15 protein-coding genes and 1 CRISPR repeat array are annotated in these 13994 nt (G+C 70.1%); of the genes, 9 read left to right on the top strand and 6 right to left on the bottom strand.

Going from position 1 to position 13994, the window contains the following annotated elements; translation table 11 throughout:
- Positions 1–199: 199 nt before the first annotated feature.
- Positions 200–991: an alpha/beta fold hydrolase gene (locus tag K6I34_RS17465; protein ID WP_229327197.1), complete on the bottom strand. Its 792-nt coding sequence runs from the start codon at positions 989–991 to the stop codon at positions 200–202.
- Positions 992–1164: 173 nt separating this feature from the next.
- Between K6I34_RS17465 and K6I34_RS17460 the strand changes: the two genes are divergently transcribed.
- Positions 1165–2355 carry an amidohydrolase family protein gene (locus K6I34_RS17460; protein ID WP_229327196.1) on the top strand — a complete coding sequence of 397 codons (1191 nt, stop codon included), beginning with the start codon at positions 1165–1167 and terminating at the stop codon, positions 2353–2355.
- A 4-nt stretch (positions 2356–2359) separates the two neighbouring features.
- Here the strand turns inward: K6I34_RS17460 and K6I34_RS17455 are convergent, their stop codons facing one another.
- The 3 genes from K6I34_RS17455 to K6I34_RS17445 form a co-directional block, all read right to left on the bottom strand.
- Positions 2360–3040: a response regulator transcription factor gene (locus tag K6I34_RS17455; protein WP_229327195.1), complete on the bottom strand. Its 681-nt coding sequence runs from the start codon at positions 3038–3040 to the stop codon at positions 2360–2362.
- Positions 3037–4230: a sensor histidine kinase gene (locus K6I34_RS17450; protein WP_229327199.1), complete on the bottom strand. Its 1194-nt coding sequence runs from the start codon at positions 4228–4230 to the stop codon at positions 3037–3039. Before K6I34_RS17450 ends, K6I34_RS17455 begins: the two co-directional genes overlap by 4 nt.
- Positions 4231–4313: 83 nt before the next feature.
- Positions 4314–5345, bottom strand: a complete 1032-nt coding sequence (locus K6I34_RS17445) for a hypothetical protein (protein WP_229327194.1) — start codon at positions 5343–5345, stop codon at positions 4314–4316.
- 150 nt (positions 5346–5495) lie between these two features.
- Here K6I34_RS17445 and K6I34_RS17440 point away from each other — a divergent pair, with 150 nt between their 5' ends.
- Together K6I34_RS17440 and K6I34_RS17435 are read left to right on the top strand one after the other, a co-directional pair.
- Positions 5496–6251, top strand: a complete 756-nt coding sequence (locus tag K6I34_RS17440; RefSeq protein ID WP_229327193.1) for a hypothetical protein — start codon at positions 5496–5498, stop codon at positions 6249–6251.
- Positions 6252–6363: 112 nt separating this feature from the next.
- Positions 6364–6807 (top strand): RICIN domain-containing protein, encoded by a 444-nt coding sequence (locus K6I34_RS17435; RefSeq protein WP_229327192.1) that lies wholly within the window; start codon positions 6364–6366, stop codon positions 6805–6807.
- Between the two features lie 72 nt (positions 6808–6879).
- On the opposite strand, the gene K6I34_RS17430 is transcribed toward K6I34_RS17435, so the two are convergent.
- Entirely contained in the window at positions 6880–7344 is a 465-nt protein-coding gene (locus K6I34_RS17430) for a hypothetical protein (protein ID WP_229327191.1), read from the bottom strand.
- A 115-nt stretch (positions 7345–7459) separates the two neighbouring features.
- On the opposite strand from K6I34_RS17430, the gene K6I34_RS17425 reads away from it, so the two are divergent.
- The 6 genes from K6I34_RS17425 to K6I34_RS17400 all read left to right on the top strand — a co-directional run bounded on the left by K6I34_RS17425 (position 7460) and on the right by K6I34_RS17400 (position 12793).
- A complete protein-coding gene (locus K6I34_RS17425) occupies positions 7460–8269 on the top strand; it encodes a helix-turn-helix transcriptional regulator (RefSeq protein ID WP_229327190.1) in 810 nt (269 codons plus the stop codon).
- Positions 8266–8454: a DUF397 domain-containing protein gene (locus K6I34_RS17420; protein ID WP_229327189.1), complete on the top strand. Its 189-nt coding sequence runs from the start codon at positions 8266–8268 to the stop codon at positions 8452–8454. The genes K6I34_RS17425 and K6I34_RS17420 overlap by 4 nt, the downstream gene beginning before the upstream one ends.
- A 151-nt stretch (positions 8455–8605) precedes the next feature.
- A complete protein-coding gene (locus K6I34_RS17415; protein WP_229327188.1) occupies positions 8606–9388 on the top strand; it encodes a 2OG-Fe(II) oxygenase in 783 nt (260 codons plus the stop codon).
- A 9-nt stretch (positions 9389–9397) separates the two neighbouring features.
- Positions 9398–10105, top strand: a complete 708-nt coding sequence (locus tag K6I34_RS17410) for a tRNA-dependent cyclodipeptide synthase (protein WP_229327187.1) — start codon at positions 9398–9400, stop codon at positions 10103–10105.
- Between the two features lie 43 nt (positions 10106–10148).
- Positions 10149–11699, top strand: coding sequence for an MFS transporter (locus K6I34_RS17405; protein ID WP_229327186.1), 1551 nt, complete (start codon positions 10149–10151; stop codon positions 11697–11699).
- A gap of 146 nt (positions 11700–11845) precedes the next feature.
- On the top strand, positions 11846–12793 hold the full coding sequence (locus K6I34_RS17400) for a PrsW family glutamic-type intramembrane protease (protein WP_238489144.1): 948 nt from the start codon (positions 11846–11848) through the stop codon (positions 12791–12793).
- Between the two features lie 45 nt (positions 12794–12838).
- Positions 12839–13289: direct repeats of the CRISPR family, unit length 23 nt; unit sequence ACCCCCGCGCGTGCGGGGACCAC.
- A 143-nt stretch (positions 13290–13432) separates the two neighbouring features.
- Here the strand turns inward: K6I34_RS17400 and K6I34_RS17395 are convergent.
- On the bottom strand, positions 13433–13994 hold a 562-nt coding region (locus tag K6I34_RS17395; protein ID WP_229327185.1), incomplete at its 5' end, for a hypothetical protein.

Genomic DNA, 13994 nt, shown 5'->3' with positions numbered 1-13994 from the left:
GCCCCCTCCACCGGACGTCGGCTGCCGGTAGGGGGCGCCTACGTCCGCTGTCGGCTCTCTGCGCGAGGGCGGTGCCTCGCTGGCGGCCCCGGTGCCGGTCGTTCTCCCACAGCCAGGAGAGACGGGTGCCGTTCGGTGACTCTGATGTCCCACCGCGTCACCGAGGCCACCCGAGCCGCCGGTCTCGCTGTGGTGTTCCCTACGGCTTGTGCGCGACGGTCGTGAGGAAGTCCAGGACGAGAGGGCTGGCGTGAGTGCGGAACTCCTCGAAGTAGGCGTGCCGGGCTTCGGGGATCAGGTGCAGCCGGGCGCCGGGGATGCGGTCGGCGAGCAGGGGCGCGTTGGCGGTGGGGTTGAGCAGGTCGCCTGTTCCGTGGACGACCAGGGTGGGTGCGCTGATGCCGGGCAGGAGGTCCCAGGCGTTGTGCCGGTTGCTGGCCGTGAGGTGGTGGCGCCGGGAGTGGGCGGGCATGCCGGGGTCGCCGAGGGTGTGGTGCGGGCCGGGATGACCGGCGAGCCAACGGGGGGTGTACATCAGCTCCAGAAGGGCCTGCCGAGCGGCTCCGGGCTGAGGCTGGACCAGGGCTTGGCGGACGTCGTTGCCGCGTTCGACGCTGTGCGGGCCGCCGGGTGAGGTGCAGCCGAGGACCAGGGCGCTCACTCGGTGCGGATGGTGGGCCGCGAGTTGCTGGGCCACTCGGCCGCCCATGGATGTGCCGTAGATGTCGGCCCGGTCGATGCCGAGTTCGTCGAGGACGGCGATGACGTCCTGGGCGAACAGTTCGGTGCTGTGGGGGGTGTCGGGCTTGTCGCTGTCGCCGGTGCCGCGGTAGTCGAGGGTGAGGGTGCTGCGGGCAGGGTGGAAGTCGGCGCGGACCGGGTCCCACCAGTGGTGATTGTTGGCCTGGCCCGCCAGCAGGACCAACGGCGCTCCCTCGCCTTGGAGCTGGTAGGCGATGCGGGTCCCGTCCGGTGTCTTCGCGTACGTCATTGGCAGGCTGCCTCGCTCCCGTGTCGGCGGGCAGAGTACCCCGCTCGTGCCCCATCAGGGGCGCGGGGAACTGCGCGACAAGCCCCCACCGGCCCGCAGACGCGCACTGCCCCCTCCCTCCCGCGCGGAGCGCATACGCTCAGGAGACGAACCCGAACGACTGGAGTCACCCCGTGCTGATCACCGCCGCGCGTCTTCTGACCGAGCCGGACGCCGAGTACGTCATGGACGGAGCCGTCCTGGTCAGGGGCGGAGCGGTCGTCGCCGTCGGCCCCCGGTCCGAGGTCGAGGCACTGGCAGGGCCCGGCGAGGAACGGACCGAGTTCCCCGGAGGGACACTGCTCCCCGGCCTGATGGACGCCCACGTGCACCTGTGCTTCGACGCCTCGGCCGACCCCGTGACCGCCTTGCAGGAGCGGGACGACGAGGAGTTGTTGGCGGACATGCGGGCCAGGGCCGCGCAGTTGCTGGGCAGCGGGGTCACCACCATCCGCGACCTCGGTGACCGGAACGGACTCGTCCTGCGGCTCGCCCGCGAGATCGCGAACGGCACCGCCGCAGGCCCGCACATCATCTCCGCTGGTACCCCCGCCACGCCTCCGGGCGGTCACTGCCACTTCCTCGGCGGCGAGGTGGCCGGCACCGAGGAGATACGCGCTCTCGTCGCCCGTAACGCCGCCGCCGGTGCCGAGGTCGTCAAGGTCATGGAGACGGGCGGCGGCCTCACCAAGGGCAGCGTGCCCATCTGGGAGAACCAGTTCACGGCCGACGAGCTCGCGGAGCTCGTCGCGGCGGCGCGTGCGGCAGGGCTTCCAGTGGCGGCCCACGCGCACGGGACGGAAGGGATCGCCGCGGCCGTCGCCGCCGGGGTCGACACCCTGGAGCACTGCACCTGGATGGCGCCGGGCAACCGCGTGGACCTCCGCGAGGACGTGCTGCGGCGGATCGTCGAGGACGGCATCCGGGTCTGCGTCACGGTCAGCCCCAACTGGCGCATGCTGCCGCAGGTCTTCGGCGCCGAACGCATCGAGCCGATGTTCGCCGCGATCCGGCGGATGGCGGAGGCGGGGGTGCGCCTCGTCGCGGGCACGGACGCCGGTGTGCAGCGCACCGGCTTCGCGGGGTCGCTGGCGGGCAGCCTGACGTTCTACGAGCACCTGGGCGTGCCCGCGCGCCGCGTCCTCGCCATGGCCACCACGGAGGCCGCCGAGGCCCTGGGCATCGCCGACCGGGCGGGCCGGATCGCCCCCGGATACCGGGCGGATCTCCTGGTCGTGGACGGGGATCCGGTGGAGAGCGTCGGCGCGCTGGCCTCCGTCCAGGCGGTCTTCGCATCCGGCGAGCGGTGTGCTGTGGGTGCCTGAACCATCAACCGGGCGTCACGAAACCGCACTCGTACGCGGCGATCACCGCCTGCGTACGGTCCCGGACCCGGAGCTTGGCGAGGACGCCCGCGACGTGGGTCTTGACGGTCGCCGCCCCGATGCCGAGCCGTTCCGCGATCTCCGCGTTCGTCAGGCCGGCGGCCATCAGGCGCAGGACGTCGGCCTCGCGGTCCGACAGCCGGGTCCGCCGCGCGGCCTCCGCGGAGCGCGCGGCCCTGCCGCTCGCGCCCGCGTGGCGGGCCGCCAACGCCCGGACCGCCGCCGGGAACAGCAGGGAGTCGCTGCGGGCGACCATCCGCACCGCCTGCACCAGTTCGTCGGCGTGTGCGCGCTTCAGCAGGAAGCCGCTCGCGCCCGCGCGCAGCGCTTCGTAGACGTAGGCGTCGTTCTCGAAGGTCGTCACCACGATGATGCGCGGTGCAGGCTCCAGCGTGTCGGACAGCAGTTGCTCGGTGGCGCGGATGCCGTCGATCTCGGGCATGCGGACGTCCATCAGCACGATGTCCGGGCGCAGTCGGCGGACGAGGGGGACGGCCTCGGCGCCGGTGGTGGCCTCGCCGACGACCTCCATGTCCGGTTCGGCGCCCAGGATGGCCCGGAGCGCGCTGCGTACCATGCCCTCGTCGTCCGCGACGACGATGCGCAGGGGTGGTCCGGCCTTCATATCGACCGGCCTCCGTGTGTGTCCGCTGCCAGGGGCAGTATGACGGCCAGCCGCCAGAGGCCGTCGTCCGGTCCGGACTCGGTCCGGCCGCCCAGGAGTCGGGCCCGTTCGGCGATCCCGGCCAGCCCCCGGCCGCCGCCGGTCCGTACCGGTCCGCTCGTGCGGTGTGCTGCCTCGGGCAGAGGGTTCTCCACGGTGATGTCCAGTCCTTCCGTCGTGATGCCGATGTTCAGGCGCACGCTTTCCGTCCCGGCGTGCCGGAGGGCGTTGCTCAGGCCTTCCTGCACGATGCGGTACGCCTCACGGGAGACCACCGGAGGCAGGAGGTCCGGGGTGCAGCCGACCGTGGTCGTGACGGTCGCGCCCGCCGCGCGCGTATGGTCCAGCAGTCCGTCCAGGGCGGTCAGGTCCGGGGCCGGGGCGGGGTGTGACGACGGGCCGTCGCGTTCGCCCTCCTCCCGCAGCAGGCCGAGCACCGTGTCGAGTTCGGTGACGGCCCCGCGCGCCGCCGTCTCGATCGCGGCGAGCGCCTGGCGGACGAATTCCGGGTCGCGGTCGAGGACCCTCCCGGCCGCGCTCGCCTGGAGGGACACCGCGCTGAGCGCGTGCCCGACGGAGTCGTGCAGCTCGCGGGCGAGACGGTTGCGTACGGCCAGGTCGGCGACGCGGCGTTCGGCGGCGGCGAGCCGGTCGGCGGGTGTGGGGCCGAGCAGAACGGGGGCGCAGTACGCGAGTATCCGGCCCGCTCCCCAGGCCGTACCGGCCACCAGGGCGAGCAGACCGAGCCCGGCCGCCGGTGCGTACCAGCCGGTGAGTCCGGGCCAGAGGGGCCCCGGTCCGTGGATGCCGATGAGGGGCCGCAGCAGCAGCGTGACCGCCGCGGGCGGTGCCGCCAGCGTCATCCCGCTGACGATTCCCCCGGCCAGCAGGTGCAGTACGTACCACAGTGCCGTCCGGCGCCGCGTCGCCCACGAGGTGGCGGGCCCCTCGGTCACGGCGTCCCGGGGCAGGCCGCACAGGGCGCGCGCGGCCGTCGCCTCCAGGGTCCGTACGAGCGGGAAGAGAGCGGTGAGCCCGGCGACGGGCAGGGCGGCGGCGAAGGCGACGAACTGCAGCAGCGGGGCCTGGAGGGCGTCCGCTTCGCGGAAGAGCAGCCCGGTCACCACGAGGGACAGGAGGAAGTACGGCATCAGCAGCGCGCCGCCCAGCACCAGGTGGACCCACCGCAACGCCGCCACGCGTGCCGGACCGCCGCTCCGGCTCACCGCAGGCGTCACCGCGCCGCCTTCCCCTCGGCCCGCTCGGCGCCCCGCTCGGCGAAGAAGTACGCGCCGACGGCGGCGACGAGGAATCCGGTGATCATCTGGGCAGCGTACGTGAGGTGCATGACAGGGGTCGGCTGCTGAACGTCACTCGGGGCCGCCAGGGAGGCGAACGTCAGCCAGGCCCCCCACCAGGTCATCGCCCCCGAACCGAGCCACGCCAGCACGAGCGGTACGAGCACGCGGATGCTGCGGCCTATACGGAGGCCGAGCATCAGCACGCCCACCACCATGCACACGGCCCACAGGGCGTACACCGTTTCCAGGACGTGGAAGTCGGCGGTGCGGCGCTCGGCCACGGTCGTGCTCAGCCCGCGCGCCGAACCGCCCGCCCACAGGGCGTGCAGGACGAGCGGTACCAGCGCCAGAGTCGCGGCCGCGATGGCGACGGCGCGTTGGGCGGGAGCGGTGACGGACGGCGCGAGCTCCCCGAGGCGTCCGCGCCACACCGGGGCCCAGCGTTCGCGCGTGTACATCACGAACAGCGCGCCCAGGCCCAGCGCCTGGACGATGAAGCCGGTGTAGACCACGTTCCACACCCAGCTCTCCAGCATCGGCCTCTCCCCGCCCGGCCGCGCGCTCGCGGAGCCGGCCCCGAGCACCCGGGCCGCCAGGGTCGCCGGGAAGCCGGTCACGATGGGGGCGAGCAGGCCGGTGCCCACCCACATGGGGACGGCGAGCAGCCAGGCGGGTACGCGCGTTCCCCAGGGACGGGTCAGGAGCAGGGTCAGGACGATGACCGTGGCGTCCATCAGGACGGTCAGCGAATTGACGGCCCTCATGGTGTTCTCGTGGTCGAGCAGCGTGCTGCCCTCGGGGATGCCGAGGTGACTCCCGGCGATCCACGCCACCTTGAGGGCGAGGTAGGGGAGGCAGGCGGCGATGGTGACCGCCCGGAGCACCGCTTTCGTGGCACGGGGCGTGGCACGGGGCGTGGCACCGGGCGCGGTGGATCCGACGGTCGGTCGAGCAGTGGGCGTCATGGGAACCAGGCTCCCGGCCGCGGGCACCCGGTCGCCTCCGTCCGGCCGACGATCCGCCTCCGCCGCGCGGGGGAGGCGACCCCCGTCGGAGCGGGCCTGCGGGGCTGTGCATACTTGCGGTCGATATTTCACGTTCGCAAAGGAATCCACGTGTACGTCAGACCCGGCAGCGTCGCTCTCGTCACCCTTGCCGTCTCGTCGCTCCTGCTGCTCTCCGCCTGTGACGGGGACTCCGGATCCGACTCCGGCAAGAAGTCCGGCTCCTCCGCCAAGACTGCGGACAAGGGGACGCCGGCCGCCCCGGAGTCCATCACCGCCGAGCAGGCCAAGCAGGCCCTCGTCGAGGTGAAGGACCTGCCGACCGGGTGGAAGGCGGAGCCGAACACGGGCCTGGACAAGTCGCAGGGCGCGGACGAGGACACCATCTCCGGCGTCAAGCCGCTGTGCGCGCCCGTGGCCGCCCTCCTCAACACCGGACGGCTGGACGAGGACCACAAGGCGAACGCCCAGGCGGTCTTCACCAAGCAGGGCGACCAGACGACTGTGGCCCAGGACGTCAGCGGCTACACCCGGCCGCAGGCGGAGAAGGCCATGGCCGGGCTGAAGGCGGCCGTCGAACAGTGCGGGACCTTCACGGGCAAGCAGGGCGGCAAGCCGGCCACGCTCACGGTGAAGAAGACCGTCCAGCAGCCGAAGTACGGCGACGACTCCGTCAGCTACACCCTCAAGGTCGTCCAGGGCGACATGCAGATGGACTTCGACATGGGCACGGTCCGCAGCCACGGGGCGATCACGACGGTGCTGAACAACTACTCGGACCACGGCGACCGCGGCAAGGCGGCGTTCACCAAGGCCCTGGCCAAGGCGGGCGAGAAGCTGACCGCCGCCGCGGCGAAGACCCCCTGACGGGTCGGCTGGATCGGCTGGAATCGAACGGTCGGTCTTGATCGCCGTATGGCGCTGCCGTTACCGTCCGGCGGTCCCGGACTCGCCGGGCCCCTTTCCCGAAGGACACCGCATGACAGCGCTCACGGGTTTCTACACTCTGACCAGTATCCAGAGCGGCAAGCTCCTGGACGTCGCGGGCGCGAGCACCGCGGACGGTGGGAACGTCTACCAGTGGGACGCCAACGGCACCGACGCCCAGGCGTGGGAGCTGCGGCCCGCGGGCGCGGAGAACGTCTACCTGCTCGTCGCCCGGTGCAGCGGCAAGGCCCTCGACGTTCAGGACAGCAGCAAGGCGGACGGCGCCAACGTCATACAGTGGACGATCGACCCGGCCCGCGACTCCCAGAAGTGGCGACTGTCCCCGCTGGGCAACGACTCCTACACGTTGACGAACGTAAACAGCGGCAAGCTGCTCGACGTCTACAACAACGGCCTTGAGGCCGGGGCCAACGTGATCCAGTGGTTCGCCAACAACGGCGACAACCAGAAGTGGCAGCTGACGGCGATCAAGTAGCGGCCTGCAGCGGCTTGTTTGACGTCGCCTGCGCAGGCGACGTCAAACAGCGTCACCGTGCCCGGGCCCGGGTCAGCGCCAGACGAACTCGGCGGAGGCGCCGGTCCGGGGACCGCCGTTCTCCATGAAGTAGCCGCCGAACATCAGCAGCCGGTCGGTGTTGGTGCCGCCCGCGTACAGCGTGTACGTCTGGGAGGCGGTGGGGCCCATGGGGCGGATGAGAGTGAGCGTCCCCGTCGTGGAATCCAGCGTCCCGGTCAGGTGCTCGTCCTGACCGATGGAGTAGAAACGCAGGTCCGCCTGCACCTGCCCCTGGCTCACGTTCAGGATGCGCAGGGTTCCGGCGAACCCGTTCGCGTTGAATTTGTAGAGGCCGGTGATGTCGGGGACGTCCCGGACCTGTGCGGCCGTGTGCGCGGCGGGGGCGGCGGACGATGCCGCGCTGACGGCGGTGCTCGCGGGTAACGCGACCGCCGCGAGGGCGACGAACGCGACGACCAGCCGGGTTCTTCGTGTGCTGTGCGGTGTGCTGCGCATGGAATCCCCTTCCGTTCACTCGTACGGGGAGAATCTCTTCGAGTAAGACCCGTATGGGCCTTGTGCGGCCTAGCTTCGCTTGGTACCGAGTGGTACGAGAGTGCGGAGTGAAGGCATGAGCATCTACGATCAGCCGCCGATGACGTGGAAGCTGTCCGGTCACCAGGTCATGCTGTGGCGAACAGAGGCCAAGTTCTCGCGCGAGAAGCTGGCGGAGGAGGCAGGCTACGCCCCCGAGACCGTCAAGTCGATGGAGCAGGGGCGACGGCGTCCGTCACAGCAACTGCTCGAGGTGACCGACCAGTTGTGCGGTGCCAAGGGGAAGCTGGCGGCGACGGATCAATTTCTTGATCCGGAGGCGAGCCCGAGTCGCGGTGCCGAGTACATGGCTTTCGAGGCCGAGGCAATTGCCGTGCACTCCTACGAGGCACTACTCATCCCTGGCCTGCTGCAAACCGAAGAGTACGCGCGTGCGCTTCTGGGGGGCCACTGCCCTCCCGTCGATGACGAGACCGTCGAGGCGCGGGTGGAGTTCCGGATGCGGCGCCAAGAGCTGCTCAGGAAGCAGACAACGCTGTTCAGCTTCGTCATCCACGAAGCGGCGCTGAGAAGCCTGGTGGGCGGCCCTGAGGTCATGAAGCGGCAGCTTCGTCACCTCGTGGAATCGGCGGAGCCGCGCAACACATCGATTCAGGTGCTGCCGATGGCGAGTGGGGCCGTGCCGGGGCTCAACGGTGCGTTCACCATGCTGGAGACCGCCGAGTACAAGCTCTACGGCTGCCATGAGGCGCAGGGATCGACCACGGTGCACGCCGACGCGGAGACGAAGAGCAAACTGATGAAGCGCTACGCGGCGATCCGCATGAGCGCGCTCGGCCCTGCGGATTCGATCGGGTTCATCCAGAGATTGGCAGAAGAGCTATGAGCATCGACCTGGTGTGGTTCAAGTCCAGCTTCAGCGACGACGAAGGGGCGATCTGTGTAGAGGTCGCCGTCCAGCCTCAAAACATCCACATACGCGACTCCAAACGCCGGGGCGCCCCCCACTTCACCGTGGCCGCCCCGGCGTGGGCGTACTTCATAAGCGCCCGGGCTCGGTCGCTCCCCTAGAGGGAAACATCTCGGCCAGTTTTCTAGGCCCGCACATATACCGAGCGTGCATAAATCCCTCGGTTATGCATAGTTGCTATGTGCATTGACATACCTTCGGTCCGACGTATGTAGTGGGCGCAACGCCTCCCACTGACAACGGGGACCACGCATGTCCGAGATAAAGCGCACTACAGCACGTGACTTCACGCATGACGACATCACGTCCGTCGTCAACGGCACCGCACTGGCCGTGCACATACCGGGCTTTGTGAATCCGGAAGCCCTCGCATCGGCACGGGCGCAGCTCTTCGATCATCCTGATCGTGGGGGACTCAGTCAGGCGGACGAATTCAAGCGCATCGGGTTCGCCTTCTCCGAGATCAGCGATGACGCCTCGCGGGACCGCTATTACGCGGAGGCGCGCGGCAATATCCAGCGGATGCGCGACCTGTTCGCTCCGTACGCGGCGCCCAGTGATGTCCTGCGGCTGCTGCTGGAGGAGACCTGGAAGCCCGGCGCGAGCCTTCTGCAGCTCGACGGGCGTAAAGCCTTCATCGGTATCTGCCGGTACCAGGACAAGGACGTCGACCTGAATCCGCACACGGACGCCCTGGAGCGGAATCTGCCGGCCGAGTCGGCGCACGAGCTCAAGGCGCAGCTGTCGATCAACATTTACATGAACATCCCGGATGTCGGCGGCGAGCTGGAGCTGTGGGGGACCGAGCCCGGCGAGGACGCGTACAAGGGGCTCATGGGCGACCGCACCTGGGGGATCGACCGGGACAAGATCGGGCCGCCGAAGGTGGTCTTCAAGCCGTCGCCGGGTGACCTGCTGCTGCTCAACCCGCGCCAGATCCACGCGGTGCGCCCGTCGGGCGACCAGCCGCGCATCACCCTGGGACACTTCCTCGGCTACTACGGCGAGGACCGACCGCTTGCCCTCTGGAGCTGAGGAACCGCCATGAGTGACTTCATCATCGACGGCCGCACCAAGGCGAATTTCGGCGAGGCGGCCAAGCAGCTCACCCTTTCCGGGACCCGGACCATTCTGCTGGTGAGCGTGGGGCAGCGTTACCACGAGGGCGACAAACTCCGGGCCACGGTCGAACTCATCAACCGCAGCGGATTCGGGCAGGTGACGATTGCCGTCGCCGACACGCTGCAGCGCACCAATTACCTTTCCCTTTCCCATGAGGACGCCTATGCGAAGGCCCTGCAGGAAGGTGAGGACTGGCTGGAGCGCAACGAGAAGACTCTCGGCGGATTGACCGTTCCGCATGACGTGCTGCGGTGGGACGAGGCGCTGTCCGACGCCGACTACCCGGAATTCCGGGCACGCATCGAGGACGCGTACGCCAACAACCCCGCGTATCAGCAGGCGGTGAACGCCACCATCGGCAAGTTCATCGACCGGCTGACCGCCCGTGACCCGGAGGCGGACACGGACAAGGCGTTCCGGAACTGCCTGGCGTACCTCATAGAGGAGTGCCCCATCATCATGCCGATGTGGGCGCACCAGGGTTACGACTACGTCATCTATCCGCAGCCGATGACCACGGCCATGGCCGAAACCCAACGGCTCTTCGTCACCGAGGAATATCCCGGCAAGGGCGGTTGGCTGTCGCTGAGGTTCAAGAAGCGCGCGGCAGTCGGCCAGGCAGCCGCCTGACCGTTCCAAGGCCGCCACGATCCGGTACAGAGGACACCACACAGTGACAACAGCAACCGACCGTAAATGGTGGGCGTTCACAGGAGTCGGGCTGATCAGCTTCCTCGGCTGTATCGACCTGACGATCGTGAACACCGCCGCCCCACAGATCCAGGCCGATCTGGGCGCCTCCGTGACCGACCTGCAGCTGATCGTCAACATGTTCATCGTCGCCCTGTCGATGTTCATGGTGACGATGGGGCGGCTGGCCGACACCTACGGTCGGCGTCGTGTCCTCTATGCCGGGACCGTGCTCTTCGGACTGGCCTCCCTGGGCGCCGGGCTGGCGTCCAGCACCGGCTGGCTCATCGCGTTCCGTTTTCTGCAGGGCGCCGCGGGCGCGGTGCTCTACACCTCCACCGGCGCCATCGTGCAGAACGCCTTCCCCGCCGAGCAGCGGGGCAGGGCGATCGGCGCGCTCTACGGTGTCAACGGCTTCGGCCTGGCCGTCGGGCCGCTGCTCGGCGGTGTCATCGTCTCCGCGCTGGACTGGCACTGGGTGTTCTGGGTGAACGTCCCGCTGGTCGTGATCGCCCTGGCCATCTGCTCGTTCAGCGTCACGGAGTCCCGTAACGAGGAGGCCGGGCCCGGCCTCGACTGGGCGGGGCTCGTGCTCATCAGCCTCGGCATCCCGGCCGTGGTGCTCGCCTTCACCCTGGGCGGGACCTGGGGCTGGTCGAGCGGCCGCACCCTGGGGCTGCTCGCGTTCGCGGTGGTCGTGCTGATCGTCTTCTACTTCGTGGAGCGTCGCGCCGCCGACCCCATCATCAGCTTCAAGCTCTTCAAGCACCGTGCGTTCCTCGGGGCCATCGTCTCCGACTTCGCCCTGGCGTGCTTCTACACCTCGGTGCTCTTCCTGATTCCCCTCTACCTCAGCGAGGTGCGCGGACACGGCGGTTATGCCACCGGCGCGCTGCTGCTGCCCTGCACGGCCGTGATGTCGGTCCTCTCCCCGTTCGTGGGCCGCTTCACCGACCGCTTCGGCCCCAGGAAGCTGCTGGCCTTCGGCTTCATCATGTTCACGGTGTCCGCCCTGCTGCTGACCCGGCTGGAGGCCGACAGCTCCCTCGGCTACCTCGCCGCCTCGCTGGTCGCGATGGGCATCGGCTGGGCCTTCATCCTCGGTCCGGCCACCGTCTCCGCGCTCTCCTCCGTACCCGAGCGCCAGGCGGGCCTCGCCGTGGGCTCCTCGTGGACGTTCCACAACCTCGGCGGAGCCATCGGCCTCGCCGCCGCGGTCGTCCTGTTCCGCTCCCGGGGCGAGTCCTCGCTGACGTCGGCCCTGGCCGACCGGGGTATCCCCACGGGCGACTGGACGCACGACGTGGCCGCCGACCCCGAGCGCGCCGCCGACGTGCTCCGCGACCACACGTCCCTGACCGACACGGACATCACCAAGGTCTTCGGCGACATGTTCGCCCACGGCACCCAGGCCGCGATGTGGCTGGTCGCCGGGACCTCGGTCGCCGCCCTGGTCGTCCTGGGCCTGCTGGGCCTCGGCCGCCGGAGCGCGACCGTCGCCACCGAGCCGGCGGTGGACGCGGAAAGGGTCTGATACCCGAGTGACGCATGACGCCCGGCGGCCGGACCGGCCGCCGGGCGTCATGCGCGCCGTCACGGACGGGTGATGCCAGAGCCTCCTGTGAGGGGCGCGGCGATTAGAGTCGGGAACGTCGGTGTCCGAACGCACTCGGGTGGCCCATGAGCCAGATCCAAGGGTGGCCGCCCAGGCCCCCGCATCCGCCTCCCGCGCCTGCTCCTGCCGCCCCTGTCGCCGCGCCGCGGCCGGGGCTGTGGTGGCGCTGTCTGCTCGGGGGAGCGGCGCTGTGGTGTGTCGCCATCGTGGTCACGTACACCACCCAGAACACCAACCTGCTGCCGACGCTCATCCTGCTCGGCAGCTTCCTCGTGCCCGGCTGCTTCACCCTGTGGGCCTACGAGAGGTACGGACAGGTCCTCGGGGCGCATTTGCTGTTCGGCTGCTTCGTGGTGGGCGGCGTCCTGGGCGTCCTCGGTGCGTCCGTCCTGGAGTACTACCTGCTCCACCCGTCCGTCCTGCTCTTCGTCGGGGTGGGCCTGATCGAGGAGGCCGTCAAGGCCGCGGCCCTGATGTTCGTCCTCCGCCGCTGGCCGCAGGTGCGCGGCCTGCGCGCGGGCCTGGTGCTCGGCGCGGCGGTCGGCTTCGGCTTCGCGGCCTTCGAGAGCTCGGGCTATGCGTTCAACGCCCTGCTCACGCTGCACGGCCTGTCCCTGCGCGACCTGGTCGAGACGGAGATCCTGCGCGGCGTCCTGGCCCCCTTCGGCCACGGCCTGTGGACGGCGATCCTGGGCGCGGCCCTCCTCACCGACCGCCGCGACGGCCACTTCCACTTCACGCGCCGCGTCCTGGCGACCTACGTGGGCGTCTCCTTGCTGCACGCCCTGTGGGACTCGGTCAACGGCATCGCCGTCTGGGTCGTCTACGCCCTGACCGCGAGTTCCCAGCAGCGAGCCCTCTTCGAGAAGGGCTACATCCCGCACCCCACGGGGGAGCAGCGTCACCTCTACACGCTCGTCTCCGACGGCGGCCTGATCGTGGTGGCGCTGCTGGGGCTGGCGTGGCTCGTGTCTCTGACTCGGCGGGCGGGCCACGGGGAGGAACTGAGGTAGGGGCGGCACATGGGCCAGTGAGGCTGACTGTGTTGCGAAGGAGGGTATCCCCGCGCGTGCGGGGACCACAGGGCCGGGCAGCTGGCGGTGGTGCGGCTGCGGCAGGTATCCCCGCGCGTGCGGGGACCACAGGGCCGGTTCCACGACGCGGCCGAACTGGTCGGGACCACCCCCGCGCGTGCGGGGACCACGGCCTCACCCGTGCCCGCCAGGTCAACCGGGCGGGATCACCCCCGCGCGTGCGGGGACCACCAGCCACCAGTGAACCTCGTCGCACACCACGAGGGACCACCCCCGCGCGTGCGGGGACCACGCTCGTCCGGGCCCGATCCGGCTGGTCGCCCTGGGACCACCCCCGCGCGTGCGGGGACCACCCCCGCTCGTGTACCGGCTCCAGCACGCCCTTGGGACCACCCCCGCGTGCGCGGGGACCACCGCGATCTCCGGTGACCAGTCGAGCGGCCCGCAGGACCACCCCCGCGTGCGCGGGGACCACAGGAGCTGACCAGCCACTTTAACTTGAGGGGTGGCGGGATTTGCCCACTATCGCTGATCCCGGCATTACGGTCATTTGTGACCCTTCGGAACAGCGTGTGTCTCGTGGCTCGTTCGTGTTGTACCACTCGTGGCGATGATGCTTCAGGGCAGCACCCCCATCGCCCACACCGGGAAGCCCAGCACGCATGCCACCCCCGGTGCTCCGACCAGCGGGGTCAGGACCAATGCCATCACCGGCAGCCGTGCCCACGACGACACCAGGGACCGTGACGGGTCCTCAGGGTCGTAGCGGAGTTCGCCGTTGGAGGTCGGCCAAGAGGAGACGCACTCGTAGCGGCGGCCGCGCGTGTCGTGGAAGTGGTACACGTACTGGTGCGTGCCCTGGAGGTCCCAGCGGCTTTCGTGGGTGCCTGCCACGACCGTCACGCCGCGCCTGAAGAGGGCCCACCGCAGGCGCAGGTCGAGCCCGTACTCGTAGAGCGACAGCAGGCAGACGCCCAGGCCGCCCAGGGCCCAGAAGAGCAGGCCCCGCCACTGCCTGGTGGTGGCGCAGAGGCAGAGGGCCACCGGCAGGGCGGCTGCCAGATACGCGGCCGCTGCCCGCTGGAGGCGAGTGAGCCCCCGAAGCCGTGCCCCCACCGCTTCCGCCGCGCGGCTCCGCCACCCCGGCGTCGTCTCCTGGCGCACCGGCGCCGCCGTATCC

This window comes from Streptomyces sp. UNOC14_S4, assembly GCF_020740835.1.
Classification (GTDB): domain Bacteria; phylum Actinomycetota; class Actinomycetes; order Streptomycetales; family Streptomycetaceae; genus Streptomyces.
The sequence above is the reverse complement of the archived record's forward strand: the minus strand, read 5'-3'. Positions and strand labels throughout refer to the sequence as shown.